The sequence below is a fragment of the Hyphomonas oceanitis genome (assembly GCF_036964545.1).
Taxonomy (GTDB): domain Bacteria; phylum Pseudomonadota; class Alphaproteobacteria; order Caulobacterales; family Hyphomonadaceae; genus Hyphomonas; species Hyphomonas oceanitis.
Genome location: NZ_JBALTL010000002.1, coordinates 381816 through 406083 on the forward strand (window position 1 = coordinate 381816; position 24268 = coordinate 406083).

Sequence of the window (24268 nt, forward strand, 5' to 3'; positions counted from 1 at the left end):
GCCAAAATGCGCCGCTTTCTGTCGTTTTCACTGCAGTAACCGAAGGTTACCAGATGTGGATGCGCTGTTCAGGCGGCAAATAGAGCGCGTCACCTGGCTGAACATCAAACGCATCGTACCATGCGTCGAAATTGCGGACGATACCGTTGACCCGGTACTCCGGCGGGGAGTGCGGATCGGTCAGCATCTGGCGGCGCAGGGCCTCTTCGCGGTTCTTGGAACGCCAGACCTGGGCATAGGCCATGAAGAAGCGCTGGTCGCCGGTGAGACCGTCGATCACCTTGTCTTCCTTGCCATTCAGGCTGAGATGGTAGGCCTTGTAGGCCATTGAGAGGCCGCCAAGGTCGCCAATGTTCTCGCCGAGTGTCAGGGCGCCGTTGACGCAGGTCTCGCCGTCGTCATAGGGGCAGAACGCATTGTACTGCGCGACGAGGGCCTGGGTCTTGGCCTTGAAATTGGCTTCGTCCTCGGCCGTCCACCAGTCGCGCAGCAGGCCGGTACCGTCTGACTTGGCACCCTGGTCGTCAAATCCGTGACCCATTTCGTGGCCGATCACGGCGCCGATGGCACCATAGTTTACGGCCGGGTCAGCGGCGAGATTAAAGAAAGGCGGCTGCAGGATGGCGGCCGGAAAGACGATCTCGTTGCGGTTCGGCGAATAATAGGCGTTCACCGTCTGGGGCAGCATGCCCCATTCCGTCTTGTCGATCGGCTTGCCGAGATCGGAGATCATGTCCTGGTACTGCCATGCTCCGACGGCCATGTGGTTGGCGAAAGCGTCGTCGCTGACGACAAGGCTGTCATAGGTCTCGAATTTTTCCGGATAGCCGATCTTGGGCGTGAACTGGGTCAGCTTGGTTTCGGCCTCGGCCTTTGTCTCGGCGCCCATCCAGTCGATGCCTTCGAGATTCTGGGAGAGGGCGGCGCGCAGGTTGGAGACGAGCTTGTCCATCGCGGCCTTGTTCTCGGCCGGGAAGTAGCGCTCGGCATAGACCTTGCCGACGGCTTCACCGACAGAGTTCTCGACCGTATCCACGGCGCGCTTCCAGCGCTCGCGCTGTTCTTCGAGACCGTTCAGCGTCTTGCCGTAGAAATCGAACACGGTGTTGTCGATATCGGCTGGCAGGACATCCGATGTGTCGATCAGGAGGTGGGCGGCGAGATAGGCCTTCCACTGATCAAGCGGCGCATCTTCCATGACCTTGAACAGGCCGGCAATGCCGCCGCCGGAAACCTTGGCAAGCTCGTCGCCCTCAAGGCCGTTATCCTTGATCTCTTCGGCTGTCGGCGTGACCTGGCGGACGACGAACTCTGTCTGGTCGCCAAGGCCGAGCCCGTCAATCATGGCGGCGGCGGGGAACTTGCCGGCCAGCTTGATGAGGTCTTCTTTCGACATCTTGTTGTAGGTGAGGTTGCGGTTGCGGCCCGCAGCGCGGTCCCAGTGTGCTTTTGCCAGTTCTGTCTCGAGCGCGATCACCTTGTCGGCGGCCGCATCCGGATCGTCATAGCCCGCGCGCGCCAGGAGGGTGGAGAGCATGGTCTTGTAGGCGGCGAGCAATTCCTTGTTGTGGTCATTGTCGACGAGGTAATAGTCGCGGTCGCCCATGCCGAGACCGGCCTGCGTGACATAGAAGATGTACTGGTCGGTCTGTTTGGAATCGACATCGACCCAGCCTGCGACCGGCGTGGTGAAGCCATTGGCGGCAAAGGTCCTGGCCAGGTCTTCACGGGTTGTGATGGCCTTGATGCGTTCGAGGTAGGGCTCTGCGGGGACGAGGCCTTTTGCTTCGATGGCGTCGGTGTCCATGTAGGCGTTATAGATGGTCGCGACCTTGCCTTCGAGCGTCGACGGGTCCGGCTGCGCAGCGGCGAGTTCCTCAATGATCTTGCGCACGCGCTGTTCGGATTTCTCGCCGAGCAGGGTGAAGGAGCCGTAGCGCGTCTTGTCGGCGGGGATGACGAAACTGTCGAGCCACTTGCCGTTGACGTAGGCGAAGAAGTCATTGCCCGGCTTCACGTCGGATTTCACATTGTCGAGATTGACGCCCCATTTGCCCCACGTGTCGGGCACGGTCAGCTCAAGGCCTTCGTCGGTTTCATACTTGCCGTCGGCATTGGCGACGGGGGCAGGCGTTTCGGTGGCGACGGGTTCGGCGGGCGCGGTGTCCTTGGCCTGGCCACAGGCGGTAAGGAGCGCGATCGCGGCTGCGCCCAGCATCAGATGTTTCATGAAGGTCTCTCCAGATTGATCGGATGCGTCCACAGCCCGTGCCACAAAAGCGCGGTAGGGGAGGGGCGCATCCGGGTTAAATCACGCCATTATTCGGCGGGGGCAAGGGGGCCAACTGCATCATCCCTGCTGGTGCCGATGAGTTCGTCCTCGTCGATAGTTACTTCGCCGGAATAGGTTTCGCCGATCTGGCGGAAGGGTTTGCCGCCCCATGTCCAGCGGAAGATGCGGCCGATTTCGACACCAACGGCATACATGGCGGGCACCATCAGCAGCGAGACAAAGAGGGCGAAGGCCACGGCGCAGGCGAGCGACACGATCATCGGCTTGAGGAACTGGGCCTGTGTCGAGCGCACCGCCAGCAGCGGCAGGATGCCGACAAAAGTGGTGACGGATGTGAGCAGGATCGGACGGAAGCGGGAGACGCCTGCGTCGACGAGCGACTGGATGGCGCCCGCGCCTTCGTCGCGCCGCCGGTTCACGTAATCAATCAGCACAAGGTTGTCGTTGATGACGACCCCCGCCGCCGCCGCGATGCCGAAGAAAGCGAACATGGCCATGGGCGTGTTGAAGATCGCGAGGCCGAAAATGGCGCCGCAATAGGCAAAGGGCAGGGCCATCATCAGGAGGATGGGCTGGGAATAGGACCGGAAGGCCACCGCGAGCAGGATGTACATGGCGCCGATGGCCATGACGACGAGACGGCCGATCTCGCTGAAGAATTTCTGCTCTTCCTCGAAGCCGCCAGCCTCGCCGCGCTGGACTTCGGGGAAGCGTTGCTGGAATTCAGGCCAGAAATTCTTTTCCATGTCGGCCATGATGCGGCTGCGTTCGCCTTCGCCTTTGACCTCGGCATAGACGGCGACCGAGCGGGTGCGGTTGCGCCGCACGATGCGGTTGATCCCGGGGGCATATTCGAAATCGGCGACCTGGGTGACAGGGATCTCCCGGCCATCGGCTGTGCGCACCTTGAGATTGTTGAGGCTGTCGAGATCAGAGCGCGCGCTTATCGGCAGGCGGACCATGACACGCACGTCTTCCCCGTCACGCGGGAGGCGCTGAACTTCTTCGCCGAAATAGGCCTGGCGCAATTGCTGGGATACGCTGGCGAGCGTGACACCGAGCGTCTCGGCGCCGGGCTTCATCGTGATGCGGATCTCCTCGGCGGAGGAGGAGAGGTTGTCACCGATATCATAGGCGCTGGAATAGGTGGCGAGGTGGGCCTTCACGTCAGCAGACGCGGCGCGCAGGCGGGCAAGATCCGGATGGTTGAGGGCGAAACGCACCCCGCTGTCATCATCGTTGAAGGTGAATTCGAAACCGACTTCCTGAGCATCCTGGACCGGGCCGACAGCGTCACGCAAGCGCTCTGAGATATCGCGCGAGCGCAGGGTGACCGGGCGGTTCTCGGGCGCGGCGAGGCCGACCCATGCCCGCACGAAAGCGCCGGAGGCGACGACGGAGGCCTGCGTGATCAGACCGCCTTCGATGTCGGGATATTCCTTGCCGGTTTCTTCTGTGAGGGTGTCAATGCCGACCTGGAGCTGGTCGCGCACCTGGAGCAGGCGCTCATAGGGCGTGCCTTCAGGCATCTCGATATTGACCTGGATGAGGTCAGCCTCGATTTCCGGCATGAACTGGAAGGGCACGATGCCGGTCATCTGCATCTGGAAGGCGAGGCCAAAGAGACAGAAGAAGAAGGCCACGGTGGCATAGCGAAAGCGCAGGGCCAGTTCGAGCACGGGCTTGTAGAGATGGTTGGCGAACCAGAGCAGGCTGTCGGCGATGCGGCGCTGCAGCTTGAGGAAGCCGCCGGCCGGGCCATCGAATTCCTGCTTCTTCATGTGTGACAGGTGGGCTGGCAGGATCAGCATGCACTCGATGATCGAGAAGATCAGGGCCGCGACCACGACGAAGGTGATCTGCTGCGTGAACATGCGCGTTGGGCCGGAGATGAAAGCCCAGGGCAGGAAAGCGATGATCGTGGTCAGGACGCCGAAGATGATCGGCTTGAGCACCAGCTGGGTGCCGATAATGGCTGCGTTGAGGCCCTCCTGCCGACCGCTCTCGACTTCCCTGTGTATGTTCTCACCGACCACGATCGCGTCATCCACGATGACCCCGATCACGAGGAGCACGGCAAAGGTGGAGAGGATGTTCCACGAGACGCCAAAGTAGGGCAGCAGCATGATGCCGCCGGCAAAAGCGGTGAAGATGCCCATCGTGACCCAGAGCGCGACGACGGGGCGCAGGAAGAGGATGAGGACGAGCATGACCAGCACGGCGCCGGACAGCGCCGACTGGGTGATCAGGTCCATACGCGCCTTGAACTCGACCGAGTTGTCCCAGAGCGTGTCGATGCGCACGGCCTGTGGCAGGATGCCGTTGGAATGGTCGTTGGCTTCCTCGACGAACTTCTTGAAGCCGTCAGTGTATTTGACGATGTCCATCTTGTCGGGGGAGGGGATCATGACGAAGGCGGTGGGTTCATTATCGAACGTTGCCTTCAGCTTGTCGCTGACGAAGCCGTCGATGACGGTGGCAATGTCGGAGACATAGACCGTGCCCTCGGACGTTGTCTGGCGGACAATGATCTTGTTGAACTGGTCAGCCGTGTCGGCCAGCTGGCGCGCAGTGATGTTGACGTCGCCGATGGAGGATTCGATGCGCCCGCCGGACGAGTTCAGCGAAGACTGACGGATGGCATTGGCGACATCGGAAAAGCTGAGGCCGAAGCGACGGAGGGCCTGTTCGGAGACTTCGATACTGACCTGCTCATCCAGTGTGCCCTGAAGCTCGGCCAGTTCGCCGCCGGGCAGTTTGGCCAGCTCGTCGCGCACCTTGTCGGCAACGCGTTTCAGCGTGCGGCTGTCGACATTTCCGTGGATGGCAAAGCCCATGTACTGGTCGCGCTGTTCCCAGCGCTGGATCTGTGGCTGGAAGGCGGCCTGGGGCAGGTTGTTGATCTGGTTGACCCGGCGCTCGACGTCCTTGAGGAAGATGTCCATGTCGACATCGTCGCGGCCCTTGATGTTGACCACACCGGAGCCTTCGCTGGCAATCGAGGTGATACGGTCAAGGCCGTTGAGGTCGGCAACAGCCTCCTCGATACGGGTGACGATCTGGTCTTCGATGTCCTGCGGCGAGGCGCCGTTCCAGGCGACGATGACCGACGCGCCGGTAACGTTCACGACCGGGAACATTTCCTGTTCCATCCGGGTGTAACCAAAAATGCCGCCGACAAAGGCGACAATCATCAGGAGGTTCGCGGCAACCGCGTTGCGGGCGAACCAGGAGACAATACCGTTCATTGCGGAGTTCCCTCTGCTCCCTGCGTGGCCGTCGTGGCAGCCGCCGTTGCGGCTTTGCCATCTTCTTCAGGCTCGTAAACCTTGACCGTGCCGTCCTCGAGACGCTCCATCACGGTGATGCTCATGCCGTCAAACGCCGCCTGGACGGGGCTGACAATGGCCAGTTCGCCCGCGTTGACACCGGAGCGGATGTAGGCGCCATCGGTATCTGAAAAGACGAGGTCGACCGTGCGGATGGAAAGCTTGCCGTGCTTGGCATCGCCGATGAAAAGCTGGTCTTCGCCGCGCAGGGCGCCGCGCGGGGCGATCAGCACGTCGGGAATTGTTGCGCCTTCGATCGTGGCATTGACGAAGAGGCCCGGCGCCATTGGCGCGTCACCGTCGGCGCCAGCGCCATACGGATCCTTCAGCTCGGCGATCACGTTGATCTGGCGGGTCATCGAGTTGACGGCGGCGGCGGTGCGGACAACTTCGCCGATCCATGTGCGCGGCTTGCCGGCAACATTGGCGGTGAAGGTGACTTTCGGGCCGGGCTGATCTTTCGTGGCGGCAAAGGCGAGGGGGAGGCCAAGCCGGCCCATCTCGCCATCATCGAGCGGCAGGGACACTTCGACCACGTCATTGGCGAAGATGCGGCCGAGCGTCGAGCCAGCCGCTGCGACCTGCCCGATATCGACATTGCGCTCACGCACGCGGCCATCGAAGGGCGCGTAGACTGCGGTCCGGTCGAGGGCGAGTTCAGCATCCTTCAGCTGGGCCTTGGCCCCATCGAGGGCGGCGCGGGCCTGCGCCAGCTGCGGTTCGCGGCGGGCAAGCGGGGAAGCATTGTCGAGGCCGAGATCCTTGATGTCCTGCTGGGCAAGTTCGGCTTCCGCGATCTCGCGGGCGAGCGCCTGTTCAGCGCTGGCGACACCGGAGCGCGCACTGACGACGCCGAGTTCATAATCGGCCGCCTCGACGCGAACGAGGAGCTGGCCCTTCTTGATGAAGCCGCCATCGATGAAGTCCGGCGAGACATAGGCGACGCGGCCCGTGATCTGCGGCGAAACAACGATCTCGCGGCGCGGACGCACTTCGCCCTGGGCCTCGACGGTCAGGTGCAGATCACCGCGGCGCACGGGCTCGGCGAACACGTTCAGCCCGGCACGCGCCTCGTCGGCCTTTTCAGGCTCAGGCTTGATGGCGTGCAGGACGAAGCTGCCGCCGATGCCGACGACAAGAATGATGCCCAGGGGGGCGAGAATGGATACAAGGCGGCCCATGAAAGATTAGCTCCTGCCGCTTCTTGCGGCGTCCGTGTCAGAATTGCTTTTAGCAGATTGTGCAGAGGCGGTCCCGGTCGGGAGGCCGCCGCCAAGGGCGAGATGATAGGAAATGCGGTTGGTCGCACGGCTGGCGCGGGCCGTCACGAGCTGGCTTTCAGCTGTCAGGCGGCGCGTTTGCGCGTCGATCAGGTTGAAGATGGTGATCGTGCCGCTGGTGTACTGGCGCTCTGCAAGGTCCTCGGCGAGGCGGGCCTCTTCGAGGGCACGGGCCTGCGCGTCTTCCTGTTCCGCGAGATAAGTGTCGGCGGCGAGGGCGTTTTCGACCTCGCGCCAGGCGTCGAGGGCGGTGGACGCATAATTGGCGACGGCGGCTTCGGCCTGCGCAACGGCAGCGTCGCGCTGGGCATCGAGCTGGCCACCCGTGAAGAGCGGCTGGACCAGGCTGGCGATCAGATTGGCGGCGATGCGTTCAGGATCGAAGGCATCGGCGAAGTCAGTCGTATTTGTGCCGACCGATGCGGTGAGGCGCAGCGAGGGCAGCATGGCGAGGCGGGCCTGCTCTGCGCGCAGGCCAGCGCCGACGACGCGCGCTTCGGCGCCGGCAATGTCCGGACGGCGCGACAGGAGCAGGGCAGGGTTGCCTTCAGGCACGATCGAGCCGAGCGTCGGGATTTCAGCGGGCGCCTGCAATTCGGCATTTGGATAGCGACCGACAAGGGTTTCGAGGCGGCGGGCCGCTTCGCCGGTGAACTGGCGCTGGGCGGCCATGGAGGCTTCGGCCTGAGCGAGCGTGCTGCGCGCGGTGCGCACGTCCAGCGCGTCGGCAAGGCCGCGCTGGAAGCGGCGTTCGGTCAACGTGCGGACGCGGTCGCGTGCCTCAACGGTCTTGGCGGCGACGCGTTCCTGCGCGAGGGCAGCGTTCAGGTTGATCCACGCAATTGAGGTCTGCGCGGCGAGAGACAGTTCGGCGGCGTCATAGTCGGCCTGGCTGGCGGCAAGGTCTGCCTCGGCGGCGCCTATGCCGGAGCCGAGCCGGTTCCAGAGGTCGAGTTCCCAGCTGGCATCGAGGCCGACGCCATAGACGCCGTCAGTGTTCCGGTCGGTCGTGCCGCCAAACGTGGTCGAGGTGGAGTTGACGCCGGCGGAGACAGAGCCGCTGACGCTCGGGCGGCGCTGTGAGCGCGCAATGCGGGTGGCGGCTTCGGAAGCGCGCACGAGGGCAGCGCGGGATTCCAGTGTCGGGCTGTTGGTGAGGGCTTCATTGACGAGGCCAACCATCAATGGGTCGTTGAACTGGCTGAGCCAGTCACCCTGCGGTGCAACGCCTGCCACGCCGCGCGCAGCCCATTCGGACGGCGCGTCGACCGTTTCGGCAAAAAATTCCACAGGTTGCCCCGCCAGGCGACCAACTGACGCCGGAGAAGAGGTGCAGGCTGCAACAATTGCCGTGCTGATAAGAAGAATAGACCGTTTCATGCCGCTTGTGAGGCTCCCGACTCTTTGGGCTACCGGATAGTCCGGGCCTAGTCGACTGTCAACGATAAATTATCGAAATTCAATAATTGTTGCAGAGGTGTCATAAAGGCGTGTCGCTGCTATCATGCGCTGTCGGGGGCTTGGCATCTTTGCAGGGCCGCTGTAGCGGCAAGTGACGGCGGCGCGATGGGGACGGACACGGGGTCCAGGCCATTCAAACCCGCGCGGGAGACAGGGTGAGCAAGTCCGATCCATCTCTTGGCCAACCAGAGTCACGTGCGGGACTGAGCCGCCGGGCACGGGATTTTTTCATCCTGGGTTTCTGCTTTTGCGGCGTCCTGTTCCTGCTGGCTGCGACGGGGGAGCTGGACTTCATCGTCGCCTTTGCGGCGATGGCCGTGCTTGCCTCGATGGCCTTTGCCTATTTTGTCGGGTCGGCGGCCTTTCTGCCTGTTCGCGCAAGCTCGCGCACGCAGGCGCCGACGACTGTTACGCGCCGGCTGGATTCCGTTCAGTTGCTCCGCGCCCTGCCGCTGCCGGCTTTTGAAGTGGACGGCGAGAAGCGGATCGTGGCGTTCAATGAAGAGGCCGACCTGATCCTGCGGCTCGACGGGCGGGTCAATCCGCGCGCGAGTACCGTGATCCGTTCGCCTGCGCTTCTGTCGGCCATTGACAGGATAGGCCGCGGGGAGGGCGACGAGTCCGTTTCGGTTGAAGTCGACAGCGGACCCGACGAGACTTGGCGCGCCCATGTTTCGCGGCCCACGGGCGCCGAACAAACGCTGGTCGTGCTGGAAGACCTGACGCCGGTGCAGCGGGCAGCGCGCGCGCGATCCGACTTCCTCGCCAATGCGAGCCATGAATTGCGTACGCCCCTGACGGCCCTCTCGGGCTTTATCGAGACCATGCGCGGACCGGCCAAGGATGATACGGCCTCATGGCCGCGTTTCCTCGATATCATGGCCGGCGAGTCCGAGCGGATGAGCCGCCTGATTGCCGACCTTCTGTCGCTGTCGCGGATCGAGTTTTCCGAACATATTTCGCCCAGCGAGCAGGAGGATTTTACCCGGATCGTGATCGATGCGACCGAGGCGCTGCAACCCATTGCGAACGAACGGTCGATTACGCTGGAACTGATTGGCGAGGAGCGCGCACTGCCCGTGATCGCGCACCGCGACGAGATCATGCAGGTGGTGGAAAACCTGCTGACGAATGCGCTGAAATATACGCCGGCGGATGGCAAGGTGACCGTGTTCTATGGCAATACGCCGAGCATGGTCGAAGCGCGGTCCAAGGCCGGGCATGGCTGGCGCGAAGGCGAGCGGATGACGCTGCTGCAGGCGGCGGGGCGTCCGGGCAAGCCGGATGCGTCGGTGTGGCTGCGTGTCGAGGACCAGGGACCGGGCATTGAACGGGAGCACCTGCCGCGCCTTGGCGAGCGCTTCTATCGCGCCGATCAGAGCCGGGGTGGCAAGATTACCGGCACAGGGCTAGGCCTTGCCATCGTAAAGCATATCATGGCGCACCATCGCGGCGGCCTCGCCGTGGAAACCCGTCTTGGAAAAGGCAGCGCCTTCGGTATCTGGCTGCCGGCTGCGCGGCTTTGATCTTTTTGCGGGCCGGACGATGGCGCCCGTTTGCGCGCGGGCGTGCGATGAGGTTTAATCTGGCAGATCAAACAGGACATCGCAGGCATAATGGCAAAACGGACCGAAAAGGGCACGACGCAGACTGAGGCGCGTCCCTTGATGGTGTTCGGGTGCGTGCTGGACGGGGCCGGGGGATGCCGGGCGATAGGCTGGGACGCGGTGCAGGATTGGCACCCTGCGAGTGAGAAGGAAGTGCTGTGGCTGCATCTCGACCGGACGGCGGATGGCGCGGCCGAGTGGATGCACAAGGCGCTACCGGCCTCTGAAGCAACCATTGAAGTGCTGCTGTCGAACGAGACACGCCCGCGCGTGTTCCGGGAAGGGGAGGGCCTAGTCTGCGTGCTGCGCGGGGTGAACTTCAATCCGGGCGACGAGCCGGAAGACATGATCGCCATGCAGGTCTGGGCGGATCGCTCGCGCGTTGTGACGCTGCGACGGCGGCGGCTGCAGACACCCCGTGATGTGCTGGCCCACCTTGAAGAGCGCGGCGACGGGCCGAAGACGGCCGGCGACCTTGTCATGGCGCTTTCGAAGGAGCTGATCGGCAAGATCAATCTGGCGATTACCGGCATGAACGAGCGGATCGACGAGCTGGAAGCGGACGCGGCCGATACAAAAACCGATGAGATGCTGGACGAGATTGGCGGCATCCGGCGCACCTGTCTGGCGTTCAAGCGCTATATCTCGCCGCAGTTCGATGCGTTGATGGAACTGAAGCAAGACCCGCCGGACTGGATGTCGCCGGAAAACCGGCTGACGACCCGTGAGATGCTGGACCGGCTGCACCGCTACCTCGAAGACCTCGACGTCTACAAGGAGAGCGCGCTGGTGCTGCAGGACGATCTCAACAACCGAGCGGCAGCCGAGATGAACCGGACCATGTTCGTGTTCTCGATCATTGCGGCGATCTTCCTGCCGCTCGGATTTGTGACGGGCCTGCTCGGCATCAATGTCGGCGGCATGCCGGGGGTGAACTCGAGCGGGGCATTCTGGATTACGGTCGTGGTCCTTGCGATCATTGTCGGTATCGAGTTCATGCTATTCAAGCTGATGAAATGGTTATGAGGCGGCCCCATGAATCCTGACGATCTAGAGATCGATACCGAGGCCGTTGCCGAACAGGTGGGAACGCTGTGGGGGCAGCTGCAGGTCTGGTTTGAAAATTTCCTTGAGCAGGCGCTCTCTGAAGCGACCCTGTGGCAGGCGGGCGTCGTGGTTCTGGCCGTCGTGGTGGCGTGGCTGATTGCGCGCATTCCCTACAAGCGACTGGTGGAATTCGTCGAGGAACGCGGCAAGCCGGATGCGATCGGGCGGCTGTTCCGGTCGATTGCCAGCGTGATGTGGCCCCTGTTCACCGTTATTCTTGTATGGGCCGCGATTGTCGGATTCATGGTGGCCGACCTCAACCGCGACGGGTTGCGCATTGTGGCGAGCCTGCTGATGGCCTGGATCATCATCCGGTTGCTTACGGCCAATATGAAGAAGAGTTTCCTGTCGCGCACGATTGCGATTGTCGCCTGGACCGTCGCTGCCCTTTATATCCTGCGCTGGCTCGGGCCGACGATTTCGGCGCTGAATGACTTCCAGATACCGATCGGCAAGGGCTCGATCTCGGCCTGGCGGATCCTGACCAGTGTGGCGATCGCCATTATCGCCTTGTGGGTGGGGCGTGTGGCTGGCGCCACGGCGCAGACGCGGCTGCGGTCCACCAGCAAGCTGAACCCATCCATGGCGGGATTGCTGGGGCAGGTGGCGAACATCCTGCTGATGGTCGTCGCCATTGCGATCGCGCTGCAGACCGTGGGCGTGAACCTGAGCGCGCTGACCATCTTCTCCGGTGCCCTTGGCGTCGGCATCGGTTTTGGTCTTCAGTCGATCTTTTCGAACTTCATATCCGGCGTGATCATCCTGATCGAGAAATCGGTCAAAGTGGGTGACTTCATCGAGCTGCAGTCCGGGGTGACCGGCCTCGTCAACGAGATCAATATCCGTTCCACCGTCGTCACCACGAATGATAATGTCGACATCCTTGTGCCGAACGAGGAGTTCATCAAGGCGCAGGTGATCAACTGGACGCTGCGCGAGGCGCGCCGCCGCACGCATATCAAGTTCGGCGTGGCCTATGGCAGCGACAAGAACCTTGTACGCAAGGCGGGCATGGAAGCGGCCGCCGAAGTGCAGTGGACGCTGGAGAACATGGGTCCGCGCATGCCGCAGGTCTGGTTGACCGGGTTTGGCGACAGCAGCCTCGATTTCGAACTGGTCGTGTGGCTGACCGAGGAAGCGGTGAAGAAGCCGGCCAAGGTGACAGCCGATTATAACTGGGCGATCCATTCGGCGCTCGAGCGGCACGGTATCGAGATTCCCTTCCCGCAACAGGACCTGCACTTCCGGGGCAGCGACGTGTTGCGCGTGCAGATTACGCCGGAAGGCACTGCAGAGGCGGAAGCGGCAGCGGCTGCCAAAGCAGCCGAGGACGAAGCCGCCGAAGCGGAGGCCGCAAAAGCGGACACAAAAAAAGCCCCCAACGAATAACGCCGGGGGCTTTCCTGTTTGTCGCGTGTTGCCGACCCGTGTCAGCCAGCTATGCGACGCACATAATCATACTGGCTTTTCTTGGTGTCGCGCTTGCGGGCGGGCTGGAAGGCCACTTTCGCATGCTCGGTGCAATACGGGCCGCAGTCTGACTTGCGTCCACAGAAGGCGAATTTCGGATCTGCAGGATCGCCAATCGGCCATTTGCACATGGAATCCCGCAACGTGAGGATGGTGGCAGCGCCGCCATCGGCCAGACGCATCGGGGGCAGGGGAGCGGTCATCGCCGTGCGCTCGACAGCTGGTTTTGCCTCTTCGACCGGTGGTGCGGTGACGGCGGGTGTTGGCGTCGTGACCGTTCCGTCCGGCATGAGCCTTGGCTTCGGCCGGGCCAGGCGCGGCGGACGCTTCACCGGGCGCGAAGGTGTCGCGCGGCCGGACAGGCCAAGGCGGTGCACCTTGCCGATCACGGCATTGCGCGTGACGCCGCCCAGCTGTTTCGCGATCTGGGAGGCCGAATGGCCCTCTGCCCAGAGTTTCTTGAGCACGTTTACGCGTTCATCGGTCCAAGACATGGATTTAGGTCTCCCAGCTCCAGGTTGCGGTCCCGATACGCGGTTCCGTCAGCCCCTATATGTTGTGATGGCAGTTACGCGCCATCTCTCTCAGCACCTAGATATCGTATCAGGACCGAAATGAAACACAACATGCAGACTCCGCTTTCCACAGGCTTTCCATATCTTGTGTCATGTGAGTCGCAGTTTTGGCAGGCTTGCCCGATTTGTGATCAGGGCAAAAAAAGCGGGCCTGCCCCCTCGTGCCGGGGCGTCTGGCATACTAGATAACGGGGCATGACAGATATTGCACCAGATGCCACCACCGTACGGCCGGTTTCCACAAGTTCTTCGCGTACAGAATCCAGTCTCAGGGTGATCCGCCAGTATGGCGCGTTCAACGGGCTGGGTCTGTGGACGCTTTACAAGCGCGAAGTGGGCCGGTTCCTCAAAGTGTGGATGCAGACCGTGTTTGCCCCGGTGGTGACAACGCTTCTGTTCATGACGGTGTTCAAGCTGGCTTTCGGCGACCGCGGGCGCCTGACGGGCGACTTTGACGGGCTGAACTATAATGACTTCCTGGCGCCGGGCCTTGTCGTCATGGCCATCCTGCAGAACGCCTTCCAGAATACGAGCTCCAGCCTCGTGCAGGCCAAGTTCAATTCCACGCATGTCGATTTCCTGATGCCGCCGCTGTCGCCGCTCGAGCTGACAGCCGGTTTCCTCGGTGGTGCAATCACGCGGGGCATCATGGTGGCGGTTATCTCCGCGATCGGCATTGAGATCAGCGGACTGGCTGACATGTCCGTCGTCCATATCTGGCCGATCCTCTGGTTCGGCACGACCTCTGCCATTGTCCTCGGTGCACTGGGCGCAATGGGCGGGATCTGGGCCGACAAGTTCGATCACCTCTCGGCGGTGACCAATTTCATCATCGTGCCGCTGACCTTCCTGTCGGGCACATTCTACGACATCAAGGTGATGCAGGAGCCCTTCCTGACGATGGCGCATCTCGATCCGTTCTTCTACATGATTGACGGGTTCCGGTATGGGTTCCTGGGCGTGGCAAACAGCTCGATCGTGACGGGCATGTGGGTGACGGGCGGCTTGTCAGTGGTGCTGACGGCGGGCGTCTGGTGGATGTTCAGGGCCGGCTACAAGCTGAAAGCCTGATTTCCCCGATCACGGGAGTTGCGTTGACCCAAAAGTTAACGGCCGCCTTAATGCCCTCCGAACACACCGGAGGGATGCCATGCGTATCGCAAAACTCGCCGCCGGCACGTTGCTGGCGCTATCGCTGGCTGGATGCCAGAGCCTGATCCCGCAGGAGATGAGCGTTGCTGACTATTGCGCCAATCCCGACAAGGCGAAGGAAAATGTCTGCCGCCTGAAAGTGGAGATTGACGGCCAATCGACAGCCCTTTCCGATACCGACATGCGCCTCTCTGAAGCGCGCAGCGTCGCAGACAGCGCCAGCAGCGCCGCTGCCCAGGCGCAGGCCACGGCGGACGAGGCCAAGGCCGCTGCCGAGGCGGCCCTCGCCCAAACGGACGAAATGGTGTGCGAGACGCGTACCGTACAGAAGAGCGACACGGGAACGTGCCGCCCGGGCTATACGCTGACCAGCTGTACGCAGACGCGCTACACGACGCGGGCAGGGGGCCTCTCCTTCCTGCGGGAGATCAATGACGAGAAGTGCCGCTTCAATGACCGCGTGCTGGAGATGCAGGTGCGCTGCTGCAACACGGCCTCGGCCGCGCCGGCACCTGAAGATGCAACCGTCGATGAGAACATGCCAGAGCCTGAGGCCACGCCCGAGGCACCAGCTGAATCGCCGCTGGCCTACTGATGTAGGCAGTGGCCAGCCCGGGGGATAACCGGGGGGGGAAGGAAGCCGTCTGCAGGGATTTGCAGGCGGCTTTTCCTTGCGCGCAATGCGAATGGGGCAAGCGCCACTTTCGCCACATTTTGGCCCGGAGTCTTAGAAATCGGACAGGTTGGGAACGGGTTTGACGGGCCGGGCTTGTTCTCTCACCAGCGCCGGGCACGGCCCGAAACGCCGGGATGTCAAAAGGAGAGACACCATGAAGAAGACATTCGCATTCGCCGCCCTTGCCACACTGATGGGCGCCCCTGCCTTTGCTGCCGCTGAACCAGCACTGGCCGAAGTCGACACCAATGCCGACGGGTTCGTCACCATTGAAGAGCTTCAGGCCAATGAAATGGACGTCACGGCGGAATCCTTCGCTGACTGGGACGTCAACGGCGACGCCAAACTGTCGGAAGCCGAATTCACGGCCTGGCAGAAGGCCAGCTCCGAAGACTGGGGCAAGCCCACTGTCAGCGAGAAGCTGGATGATGCCGGCGACGCTGTCGAAGACGCCATGGACGATGCGGGCGACGCGCTCGACGAGGCCGGTGATGAAATGGAAGAACGCTAATACGCCTGGAGCGTAATCCCCCCCTTCCGCTCCAGGATAAAGAAAGGCCCCGGCTGATTGTCGGGGCCTTTTTGTTTGCGTGATTTACATCGTGGGTAGGCGGGGGGTCTTTGACCCACCGTTTTCAGGCTGCCAGCGCGGACCTGTTTCTGCCGCCATGCTTTGCGTCGTAGAGCGCCTTGTCGGCGCGGCTGAGCACGGTCGAAAGCGTGTCGCCGGGCATGGCCAGCGCGAGGCCGATGCTGACCGTGATCTTGATGCGCTCACCGCGATAATAGAAGCTGGCGGCCTCGGCACTCTTGCACAGGGCGCCTGCCAGCTGTTTGAGATGTTCCGTATTGGTCACGTCTGTGAGGATGGTGAACTCCTCGCCGCCGATGCGGGAGACGAACGCATCAGCCGGTGCTGTATGCAGCAGGGTCTGCGAGACATGGATCAGTGTTTCATCACCGGCCTCGTGTCCGTGCATGTCATTGACGCGTTTGAACCAGTCAATATCGACGAGAAGGAGGGCCGCCTGGGCGCCCGGCTGCCGCGGCTGCGCGAGGCGGAGTTCGCCCTCGGTAAGGAAGGCCCGGCGATTGGCGAGGCCCGTCAGCGTGTCGCTGTAGGCGGCAAGCTGAGTCTGCAGGTGCAGGCGCAGGTAGCGGACGTTCTGCCAGACACTATAGCCGAGCAGGCAGGCAGCCACTGTGCACGTCAGCACCACTGACACGACCAGCGTATGTACGCGGCCATGCAGCGTGAGGTCAGCCGTGGTGAACCAGGCAGCCAAGGTCGATGCGACCAATGCGCCGAGCATTCCAAGCACGACAAAGCGGATCTGCTGGGCCCAGAAAATCTGCCTTATGCTGTCTATCACGCTGGTATCCTCGGGTGGGGAAGGTTTTGTGATAGACTTTATACGTTAATATAATTTATGAGGCCTCAGCCCGATCGGTGAAATTTGAGGCAAACCGTGGCTTATGCGGCGACGGCGAACCGGTTGCGGCCATGGTCCTTGGCGCCATAGAGCGCCTTGTCCGCGCGGCTGAGCAGGGCAGACAGCGTGTCGCCCGGGCGGGCAATTGCAAGGCCCAGGCTGATCGTCACGGAAATCACTTCGCCATGATAGATGATGTGCGTCGCCTCTGTTGCGCGGCGCAGTTTTTCGGCGAGGCGGTTTAGCTCTTCAGGCCCGGAAATCTCGCACATGATGGTGAATTCCTCGCCGCCGAGGCGCGCAATCAGGGCCCCGTCCGGCGCGGCATGGATGAGGGTTTGGGCGACGTGGCAGAGGACGTCGTCTCCGGCCTCGTGTCCGTGCATGTCATTGACGCGTTTGAACCAGTCAATGTCGACGAGGAGGAGGGCGGTCTGGGAGCGGCCAGCGCTGGCGAGGCGGGCGGCGCCCCGGCGGTTGAAGCAGCGCCGGTTGGCGAGGCCGGTCAGGTCGTCGCTATTGGCGAGGCGCTCATACTGGAGATGCAGGGAGAGGTGGCGCGAATTCTGGCGGATGGCATAGGCCGAGCCGAGGGGGGCGAGGATGCCCGAGATGCCAGCAGCCAGGATGACGCCCCGGATGCGGATGGCCATGTCGAGGTCGTAAGTGCAGATCCAGATCATCGCCATGGCAGCGGCCATAACGCCGACGCAGACAATCATGCTCGTCTGGATTTGCTGTTTCCAGAACTGATGTCTGAAATCATTGTTCATGCCGGGCTCCTGCCGAGGGGTGAGTATCGGGGCCCTATAGAGGCCAAGCCCCAACATTTGTTGGCAGAAAACGATCAAATTTCATGCATCCGCCGATAGGTGCGCAGCGGGGAGGGGCAGGACGTGGCGCGGTGCATGTCGCGGGCTGGGCTTTTGCGCGCGGATGGGTTTATGTGCTCCCTTCAATTCACAGGAGGCTGGGCCCTGGATATCCTCACTGTACTGCCGCCGGTTCTGGCGATCATCGTCGCCATGCTGACGCGCAATGTGTATGCGGCGCTAGGCTTGGCGCTGCTGGCATCGGAAACGCTGATCGCGCATTTCAATCCCGGCATGGGCGCGCTTGGCGCCATCGACCGGGCGGTCGGCGTGTTCGACTCGACGGGCAATACGCGCGTGCTGCTGTTCTGCCTGCTCATCGGCGCGCTGATCGCGTGGATGCGCGACTCTGGCGGCGTGGAAGCGCTGGTGAGCGCCCTGATGAAGCGCGGCCTTGTCTCGACGCCCCGGCGCGCGGCGCTGGCCCCGGCGCTGGCAGGCACGGCCATCTTCGTGGAAACCAATGTCAGCCTGCTCAGCAGCGGCGTGCTCGGCCAGCGCCTGTTCGACGCGCATGGCCTCAGCCGCGAACGGCTCGCCTATATCATCGACTCAACATCGGCGCCGATCAGTGCGCTGATCCTGCTGAACGGCTGGGGCGCCTATGCGCTCGGCCTGGTGGAGCCCTATGGATTCGAGAGCCCGATTGGCGTCGTGGCGGGCACCATTCCGTGGAATTTCTATGCGCTGGTGACGCTGGCGGGCGTTTATTTCACCGTGTTCTCGGGCCGCGTGTTCGGGCCGATGAAGACGGCGGGCCTGAACCGCGAAGTGCTGGTGGAAGATGAAGAGCTGATCGCGCCGACGCGGGCCATATACATGTGGCTACCGCTGCTGGTGATGATTGCCGGGGCGCTGGGCTTCATGGCGTGGACGGGCGGCGGCAACATTCTCGCGGGCAGCGGCAGCCAGTCGATCCTCTGGGCCATCTGCCTTGCCATGCTGGTGGCGGCGGTGCTGCTGATCAGCGGCAAGGCCTTCCCGAAAGGCGGGCTGCAGGAACGCGGCTTTGCGGGCATTTCGGAAATGGTGCCGGTTGTGGCCATCCTCTTCCTGTCGATTGCGCTGGGCGACAGCCTGCGCGTCCTGGGCACGGGGGCGTTCCTCTCCAGCGTGGCGGCGCAGTTCGTGTCGCCCATCGTGATCCCGGCGGTTCTGTTCGTGGTGGCGGGCGTGACGGCCTTCATGACGGGCACCAGCTGGGGCACCTATGGCATCATGATCCCGATTGCGATGCCGCTCGCCCTGGCGCTCGGCATTCCACCCTCGCTGGTGCTGGCGGCGGTGCTCGGCGGCGGCGTGTTCGGCGACCATTGCTCGCCCATTTCCGACACCACGATCATCGCCTCACTGGCCGCCGGCTGTGACCATATCGACCACGTCCGCACGCAGATGCCCTACGCGCTGGTCGGCGGCGGGATCGCGGTGGTGATGTACCTCGTGGCGGGGCTGGTGGTGAGTTTGTAGTGGAGGGGGGCATAGCACTCCGCTCAACACCTCTCAGCGTTTAGCGCCTGACACGGTTTACGGTCCATAGAGTGAGCGACAGAAATGCCGCGCCGATGAGCGTGAGCGCGAGCAATTCAATGGCGCCTCGCCACAACAGATACGCAATCAGCGTCAGCGCAATTATAATGCGCAAGGCAAGGGCTATCTCGCGTGACGTCGGGAGCGTCGCTAGAACGTAAAACAGGACTACACCTGCACCAAAGATCACGGATGCGCCAAATCCACGCTCCACCCCGAGCACAACCAGCGTGGCACAGAAGAGCAATACTGTTGCCCATCGAGGGATCATGATTTTTCCAGCCTTTCGGATGTCCTTGGAACTCAATGCCATAGGACATTAGTTGCAGCAGTCTCTTACACAAAAGAGTCAGCTTCAACGTGCGGCAACCATTGCCTCGGAATGTGGGGAGGTTGACGCAACGCAGATACAAACTGGGAGGGTACGCAAGGCGGTGGGTATCGCTCCGCTCAACCCACCCTACGCTTGCTGGTGGTGAGTTTGTAGGGCGGGTGGCCTTGCAATGCACCCTACGCTTGCTCCAATGATGTGTGTCTAATCCGATATGCGTATTGCAGATAAGACCAACACGTCCCAGTAGACTAGCTAAGCCTAACCTCGGGAGCCCATACTTCCAATGAAACCTGTTGCAAAAGTACTAATTACCGATCTGGACAACACTCTTTGGGATTGGTTCAAAATTTGGCACAGCGGGTTTCTGCCTTTTTTGAAGGAAGCTGAAAAGATTAGCGGAATTTCGGCCAATGAACTGAAGACGCTCATACGTCCGGTACATCAGGAACATGGCACATCCGAATACTCATTTTTACTTCAGTCGATACCAGAGATTTCGAAGGGAATGACTGTTAGCGAGGTCCGGAAAAAATATGCGCCTGCCATTGCCGCGTATAACCAAGGACAAAAGCCAACAATAAAACTGTATCCAACTGTAGCTGAAACCTTATTGAAGATCAGGGGGCGTGGAACACGCATTGTTGGGTATACGGATTCACTGGCATTCTATACCATTCGGCGCCTCAAAAAGCTTGGCCTTGATGGAGTGCTTGACGTGCTCTACTCGCCAAGAGATCATGAAATTCCCCCAGAGGTAGACATCGCGCATTTTAGAATGTACGATAAACGAGTGTATCGCCTCGAAAAAACGCAGCACCTTTACACCCCGAAAGGGGAGGCGAAGCCAAATCCACACATTTTGAGAGCGATTGTTGACGCTTTGGGGGTATCACGCAGTGAAGTGGTCTATGTTGGCGATAGTCTCATCAGGGATGTAAAAATGGCGCAAGATGCCGGCGTTTCGGATTTTTACGCGGAATATGGGCATTCTCATTCGCGGCCTGAGTATAAGCTTTTGCAAGATGTTAGTCATTGGACTCAGGTCGATGTTGATCTGGAGCAGAAACTCAAAAAGGAGCATGTGCAGCCCTCAGTGACGCTGGCAAAGCGCTTTGCGGAACTCTTAGAGCAGGTAGAATTCGTATCGTACTATTGAGGAAGAGCTTGACCGAAACTAAGACAGATCCCGAGAAGTCGCTCGCTGCCTGGGAGAAGGTCGTCGAGACGCAGATGCATTTCAACGATATCTGTATGCGGATTCGAGGATTGTTCCTCACTGCTGTAATCGCGATAGTCGGCGCCATCGGTTACTCCCTTGCGAACAATATTCAAGTTGCGCGAGGTGATTGGTCCATCCACATTGCGATAATTGGACTCATGGCGGGTTGGCTGACTTGCTATTTGTTTTACCTGATGGACTTCAAACACTATCACCAGTATTTGCGCGCAAGCGTCAAGCAAGGCGAAAATTTGGAAACGACACTTAGCCCTTTGTGGAACGGCGTAACTCTAGCCAAAGCAATTACACAAATTAGCAGCGACAATACTTTTGGGGACAAGTTTCATCACAAGCTCATGATATTTCTAAATATTGTTACCGATCCGCGGGCCAGCTCAAAGAGCGAGGGTAGGCTGCATTCTGACGGAAGAATCCAAATCTTCTATCGCTTGCCGATGTTTTTATTTCAGTGCACGGCACTCTTTTCCTTTACCGTGTCGATTGCATACAAGGATCGCAACCTTTGGGAGTGGCTCGCGAACATATAGATTTTGATATGTTGGTATTTTATTTGCGGTGTCCAACTCAGTCTTAGATGGCAGTGTTAAATGCTTTTTTACTGCCTTTATTAAAATCCCTATAAGCTTAAGTTGAATCAATAAAATCGAAGATATTAGGCTCGCTTCGGCAAAGAGCGCGCGAATATCTGCTCACCCCTTCTTCCTCAACACCATCTGCGTACACCGGAACAGCGCCATGCGTTTGCGCATGTCCGCGTGGGTGACTTCGCAGTCCCGGACCTGGGTGGCGCCGCCGAGGTGGGCCGGGGTGGCGCGGGCGTGGACGCGGCTTTCGAGGGCGGTGACGAAGACGTTGGGTTTCAGGTGGATCGTGGCGCGCCTAGACGGGGCGCAGGAGCAGGCGGTAGAGCATGGGATAATGGTCTGAGCCGCAGGGTTTCAGGCGGCGGATCTGCTTGATGTCGAAATCATCGGTGGCGAAGATATGGTCGAGCGGCCAGGCGAGGAGCGTGTTTTGCGCGCCGAAGGAATTGTAGAGGCCGCGGCCGCGCTTGGGGTCGCAGAGATGGGCATGGTCCTTGAACTGGCGCACCATCCATGACCAGCCGACTTCGTTGAAGTCTCCCATCACGAGGGCGGGGCGTTCCTGCGCGCGCAGCTCCTCGGCGACGATCATCAGCTCGTCATCGAGATGTTCGGTGGCGTCGCGCGGGCGGGGCGGGCGGGGGTGGATGCAGTAGAGGCGCACTTCGCGGCCGCCGGCCTCGATGTCGATGGTGAGCGAGGGGACGTGGCTCTGGCAGAGATAGCGCTCCTGCACACGCGCGATGGGGAAGCGCGAATAGACGAGCAGGCCGTTATGCTCCTCCTTGGGCAGAAGAGACGTATAAGGATAATCAGTTTCAAAACGTCCGAGGGCGGAGCGCCAGCGGGCGTTGGTTTCTGAGAGGAATACGACGTCGGCATCGGCCTCCTGGATGCGGGCGCGGACGGCTTGCTCGTCGGTGTTTTCCTGCAGGACGTTGAGGAGAAGCACGGAGAGGCCGGTGCCCTCGGCGCCGGGGAGGGCGGTGTCCATCTCCAGCGGGCGGCCGCTTGTATAGGGCCAGAGGTCTGCCGCGCAGGTGATGAAGGCGGCGGCGTAGGCGAGCATCAGAAGCGTGGCGGGCAGGCTGTCGACGCCATAGAGGAAGAGAAAAAGCCCAGCAATTACAGCGAGCGCGATGCAGGTCTGCTGGCGGCCATAGACCCAGACGCGGAGCCACCAGATCTCGGTTTTGAACTTGGGGACGAAGGCGGCGAAGAGGCCCAGCGCGCCGAGCAGATAGAAGGCGGGCTTGAGGATTGCGAGCATGGGCGGGCTTTCGGAACGGGGGAGACGCGGGCGTGCTGTCAGACTACGCGCAGATCGCCGCAGGGTTGCGAACAGTGCCCGAACAGATGCCCGAAGGATGCCCGAAAACAGCCCGGATACTGCCCGGAGAGGGCCGGAGCGGGGAGAGGCGGGGGCGGTTTCGCGGGAGAGGGCGGGGCGGCTCGTGCGCAAATGGCCTGAGGCCCCGGCTTTCGCCGGGGGCGCGGGGGTGGGAGAGGCGAGACTTATCCGACCGGAGGCGCGCCGGGCGTAGACTGCGCGCCATGACAGGCACATCCCGCTCCCCCCGCTATCGCCGCCGCGCGCAAACGCTGCGCTCGCAGAGACAACTCGCCCGCGAGGCCGCCGAGGCAGGCGAACCGCTGGCCGCGATTGGCGCGCGGCTGAAGGTGCCGCCCTCGACGCTGTCAGACTGGGCGCGGGCCGACGGCTTCCGCGCCTGTGACCTGAAGGCGAAGGCCGAGGCGGCAGCGGCGGCGGAAACGGAGGCGAACCGGGTGCGCCGGGAGGCGGAGGACTTGCTGGAAGCGGCGGGGCTGGACGCAGACGCCTCGCCGGTGAAGCGCGAGGTGGAGAAGGGCCGCGCCCGCGTCAGCGCGCTGCTGGACGCCGGGCTGATCCCCGAGGCGGAAGCCGACATGCGCAAGGCGCGGCGGCTGCAGAGCCTGATCAGCTTTGCCGCGCCGGTGACGTTCGGCCTCAACGCGGCGCAGGCAGCGGCGCATGAGGCGCGCGGCTATGCGTTCGAATGGCGGCTGATGCTGAAAGTGTGCGAGGCCTGGCATGACGGGCTGGAGGGCGTGGAGCCGGTGCGCGATGGCAGCATGCGGTTTGACGGCATGTACATGCATCGCTGCCGCATGGTGTGGGACGTGAACCGCGCCCTGTTCGGGCCGGATCAATTCTACGAAGACCATCTGATGGAGGACATCTACCTGCGCGCCGACGAGGGCTGGTTCCAGGGCTTCCGCTCGCAGGTCCGCGATGCGGTGCGCCAGCTGCGCGAGGCGGGAAATGACGCGCTGGCCGACGACCTCGAACGCAAGCTCGCCGAGGAGGCGCGGGGACTGGAGCAATATGCGGCGTATGACGCGGAGATGGGATATGCGCGGCCGGAGATGTAAAGGCCATCATCGCCGCGCGTTTTGTACTTTCGTAGCTTTATATCCTGCGCCGTTTTTGACGAAGTGAACGCTGACGCGATCACCAGCTTTAAGATTTTGGATTCCGCACTTGGCCAGTACCGAGGGCGGGATATGTACATTTGTGCCGTCCTGCTCGACTTTAGCGAATGCATTGCCCTTGTCGGGATTTACATTGGTTATTGTTGCGAGTTTTGATTCCCGAACATTATGCCGCTTGGGTAAAACATTCAGAAGCGACAGAAATTCCTTTATCAGAATTATGAGCAAATAGGCTGTGCCCAGAAATACTATCGCGACAATGAAGTAGCCTTTCCAGCCGCTTGGGAGCTGATCCAGCGCCCATGTCAAAGCAGCACCCACTTGAAGCCCTCCCTCAGCTTATTATCGAACTTGGGTAATCTAATCTATTCGCTCTTATGGAGCGGTAGTAGTCGATCTTGGTCAAGTACGGCTTTGTCGGCCATCCGGACTTTGGAAATTGAGGCCATTCGTTGACCAACCCAAGTTTCTGGCATGAAGGCTATAACCATCTTCTCTGGTCCGTTGAATACGAGTTCAGCCGAGCAATCATCGTAGTCGAAATGAAAGAAGAGCAGGTGATCGGCTTTGGTGGCGACTTGGCGGAAGACTGGACCTCGGCTCGTGCCGCTGGATTTGACTTGAACAGTCCGCCCGTCCGGCGCAATTCCGTCAACACCTTCCGAGGACCGTCGCCCTAGTTTCAGTCCGAATATCTCGGCGGCGAGTGCTTCACCAAGATCACCCACCAGATTTCCATCAAGCGTAAAACTCAAACCCGAGGCGCGATAATGTGCCTGGAGTGCGTTCCTCGCTTCGACTAATTGTTTGATGGCTGGTGGTAAGGGTATTCGCTGAGACATGTGCGCGTTTC

At 61.4% G+C, this 24268-nt stretch carries 21 protein-coding genes; 10 read left to right on the forward strand and 11 right to left on the reverse strand.

Annotated features, from left to right (window positions below):
• Window positions 1-46 precede the first annotated feature (46 nt).
• From V7651_RS06800 to V7651_RS06815, 4 genes are all read right to left on the reverse strand, one after another.
• Window positions 47-2230 carry a M13 family metallopeptidase gene (locus tag V7651_RS06800; protein ID WP_335612687.1) on the reverse strand — a complete coding sequence of 728 codons (2184 nt, stop codon included), beginning with the start codon at window positions 2228-2230 and terminating at the stop codon, window positions 47-49.
• A gap of 89 nt (window positions 2231-2319) precedes the next feature.
• Entirely contained in the window at window positions 2320-5541 is a 3222-nt protein-coding gene (locus tag V7651_RS06805; RefSeq protein WP_335612688.1) for an efflux RND transporter permease subunit, read from the reverse strand.
• Complete coding sequence (locus V7651_RS06810; RefSeq protein WP_035536778.1) at window positions 5538-6803, reverse strand: efflux RND transporter periplasmic adaptor subunit; 1266 nt, start codon at window positions 6801-6803, stop codon at window positions 5538-5540. The genes V7651_RS06805 and V7651_RS06810 overlap by 4 nt, the downstream gene beginning before the upstream one ends.
• Window positions 6804-6809: 6 nt before the next feature.
• Window positions 6810-8282 carry an efflux transporter outer membrane subunit gene (locus V7651_RS06815; RefSeq protein ID WP_035536780.1) on the reverse strand — a complete coding sequence of 491 codons (1473 nt, stop codon included), beginning with the start codon at window positions 8280-8282 and terminating at the stop codon, window positions 6810-6812.
• 236 nt (window positions 8283-8518) lie between these two features.
• Here V7651_RS06815 and V7651_RS06820 point away from each other — a divergent pair, with 236 nt between their 5' ends.
• The 3 genes from V7651_RS06820 to V7651_RS06830 all read left to right on the forward strand — a co-directional run bounded on the left by V7651_RS06820 (window position 8519) and on the right by V7651_RS06830 (window position 12466).
• Window positions 8519-9889, forward strand: coding sequence for a sensor histidine kinase (locus V7651_RS06820; protein WP_335590886.1), 1371 nt, complete (start codon window positions 8519-8521; stop codon window positions 9887-9889).
• 90 nt (window positions 9890-9979) lie between these two features.
• On the forward strand, window positions 9980-10996 hold the full coding sequence (locus V7651_RS06825; protein WP_335612689.1) for a zinc transporter ZntB: 1017 nt from the start codon (window positions 9980-9982) through the stop codon (window positions 10994-10996).
• 9 nt (window positions 10997-11005) lie between these two features.
• Window positions 11006-12466, forward strand: a complete 1461-nt coding sequence (locus V7651_RS06830; RefSeq protein WP_335590885.1) for a mechanosensitive ion channel family protein — start codon at window positions 11006-11008, stop codon at window positions 12464-12466.
• Window positions 12467-12507: 41 nt separating this feature from the next.
• Here the strand turns inward: V7651_RS06830 and V7651_RS06835 are convergent, their stop codons facing one another.
• Complete coding sequence (locus V7651_RS06835) at window positions 12508-13041, reverse strand: GcrA family cell cycle regulator (RefSeq protein WP_035536784.1); 534 nt, start codon at window positions 13039-13041, stop codon at window positions 12508-12510.
• 276 nt (window positions 13042-13317) lie between these two features.
• Here V7651_RS06835 and V7651_RS06840 point away from each other — a divergent pair, with 276 nt between their 5' ends.
• The 3 genes from V7651_RS06840 to V7651_RS06850 all read left to right on the forward strand — a co-directional run bounded on the left by V7651_RS06840 (window position 13318) and on the right by V7651_RS06850 (window position 15461).
• Window positions 13318-14193: an ABC transporter permease gene (locus tag V7651_RS06840; protein WP_335612690.1), complete on the forward strand. Its 876-nt coding sequence runs from the start codon at window positions 13318-13320 to the stop codon at window positions 14191-14193.
• Between the two features lie 79 nt (window positions 14194-14272).
• Window positions 14273-14869: an alanine-zipper protein gene (locus V7651_RS06845; protein ID WP_051624575.1), complete on the forward strand. Its 597-nt coding sequence runs from the start codon at window positions 14273-14275 to the stop codon at window positions 14867-14869.
• Between the two features lie 235 nt (window positions 14870-15104).
• Complete coding sequence (locus V7651_RS06850; RefSeq protein ID WP_051624576.1) at window positions 15105-15461, forward strand: EF-hand domain-containing protein; 357 nt, start codon at window positions 15105-15107, stop codon at window positions 15459-15461.
• 124 nt (window positions 15462-15585) lie between these two features.
• Here V7651_RS06850 and V7651_RS06855 read toward each other — a convergent pair whose 3' ends face one another.
• Both V7651_RS06855 and V7651_RS06860 read right to left on the reverse strand, forming a co-directional pair.
• Entirely contained in the window at window positions 15586-16323 is a 738-nt protein-coding gene (locus V7651_RS06855; protein ID WP_051624577.1) for a GGDEF domain-containing protein, read from the reverse strand.
• A gap of 101 nt (window positions 16324-16424) precedes the next feature.
• Window positions 16425-17156 (reverse strand): GGDEF domain-containing protein, encoded by a 732-nt coding sequence (locus V7651_RS06860; protein ID WP_335612691.1) that lies wholly within the window; start codon window positions 17154-17156, stop codon window positions 16425-16427.
• A 171-nt stretch (window positions 17157-17327) separates the two neighbouring features.
• Here V7651_RS06860 and V7651_RS06865 point away from each other — a divergent pair, with 171 nt between their 5' ends.
• Window positions 17328-18722 (forward strand): Na+/H+ antiporter NhaC family protein, encoded by a 1395-nt coding sequence (locus tag V7651_RS06865; protein WP_335612692.1) that lies wholly within the window; start codon window positions 17328-17330, stop codon window positions 18720-18722.
• Between the two features lie 40 nt (window positions 18723-18762).
• On the opposite strand, the gene V7651_RS06870 is transcribed toward V7651_RS06865, so the two are convergent.
• A complete protein-coding gene (locus tag V7651_RS06870; protein ID WP_335612693.1) occupies window positions 18763-19053 on the reverse strand; it encodes a hypothetical protein in 291 nt (96 codons plus the stop codon).
• Window positions 19054-19399: 346 nt separating this feature from the next.
• On the opposite strand from V7651_RS06870, the gene V7651_RS06875 reads away from it, so the two are divergent.
• Together V7651_RS06875 and V7651_RS06880 are read left to right on the forward strand one after the other, a co-directional pair.
• Window positions 19400-20272 (forward strand): HAD family hydrolase, encoded by an 873-nt coding sequence (locus V7651_RS06875; RefSeq protein WP_335612694.1) that lies wholly within the window; start codon window positions 19400-19402, stop codon window positions 20270-20272.
• Between the two features lie 8 nt (window positions 20273-20280).
• A complete protein-coding gene (locus tag V7651_RS06880; RefSeq protein ID WP_335612695.1) occupies window positions 20281-20883 on the forward strand; it encodes a hypothetical protein in 603 nt (200 codons plus the stop codon).
• Window positions 20884-21235: 352 nt separating this feature from the next.
• Here the strand turns inward: V7651_RS06880 and V7651_RS06885 are convergent, their stop codons facing one another.
• The gene (locus V7651_RS06885; RefSeq protein WP_335612696.1) at window positions 21236-22210 is read right to left on the reverse strand and encodes an endonuclease/exonuclease/phosphatase family protein; all 975 of its coding nucleotides are present in this window, start codon (window positions 22208-22210) and stop codon (window positions 21236-21238) included.
• Window positions 22211-22494: 284 nt separating this feature from the next.
• Here V7651_RS06885 and V7651_RS06890 point away from each other — a divergent pair, with 284 nt between their 5' ends.
• Entirely contained in the window at window positions 22495-23355 is an 861-nt protein-coding gene (locus V7651_RS06890; RefSeq protein WP_335612697.1) for a hypothetical protein, read from the forward strand.
• A gap of 6 nt (window positions 23356-23361) precedes the next feature.
• Here V7651_RS06890 and V7651_RS06895 read toward each other — a convergent pair whose 3' ends face one another.
• Window positions 23362-23736, reverse strand: a complete 375-nt coding sequence (locus V7651_RS06895) for a cold-shock protein (RefSeq protein WP_335612698.1) — start codon at window positions 23734-23736, stop codon at window positions 23362-23364.
• Window positions 23737-23780: 44 nt separating this feature from the next.
• Window positions 23781-24257 carry a DUF6998 domain-containing protein gene (locus V7651_RS06900; protein ID WP_335612699.1) on the reverse strand — a complete coding sequence of 159 codons (477 nt, stop codon included), beginning with the start codon at window positions 24255-24257 and terminating at the stop codon, window positions 23781-23783.
• Window positions 24258-24268 lie beyond the last annotated feature (11 nt).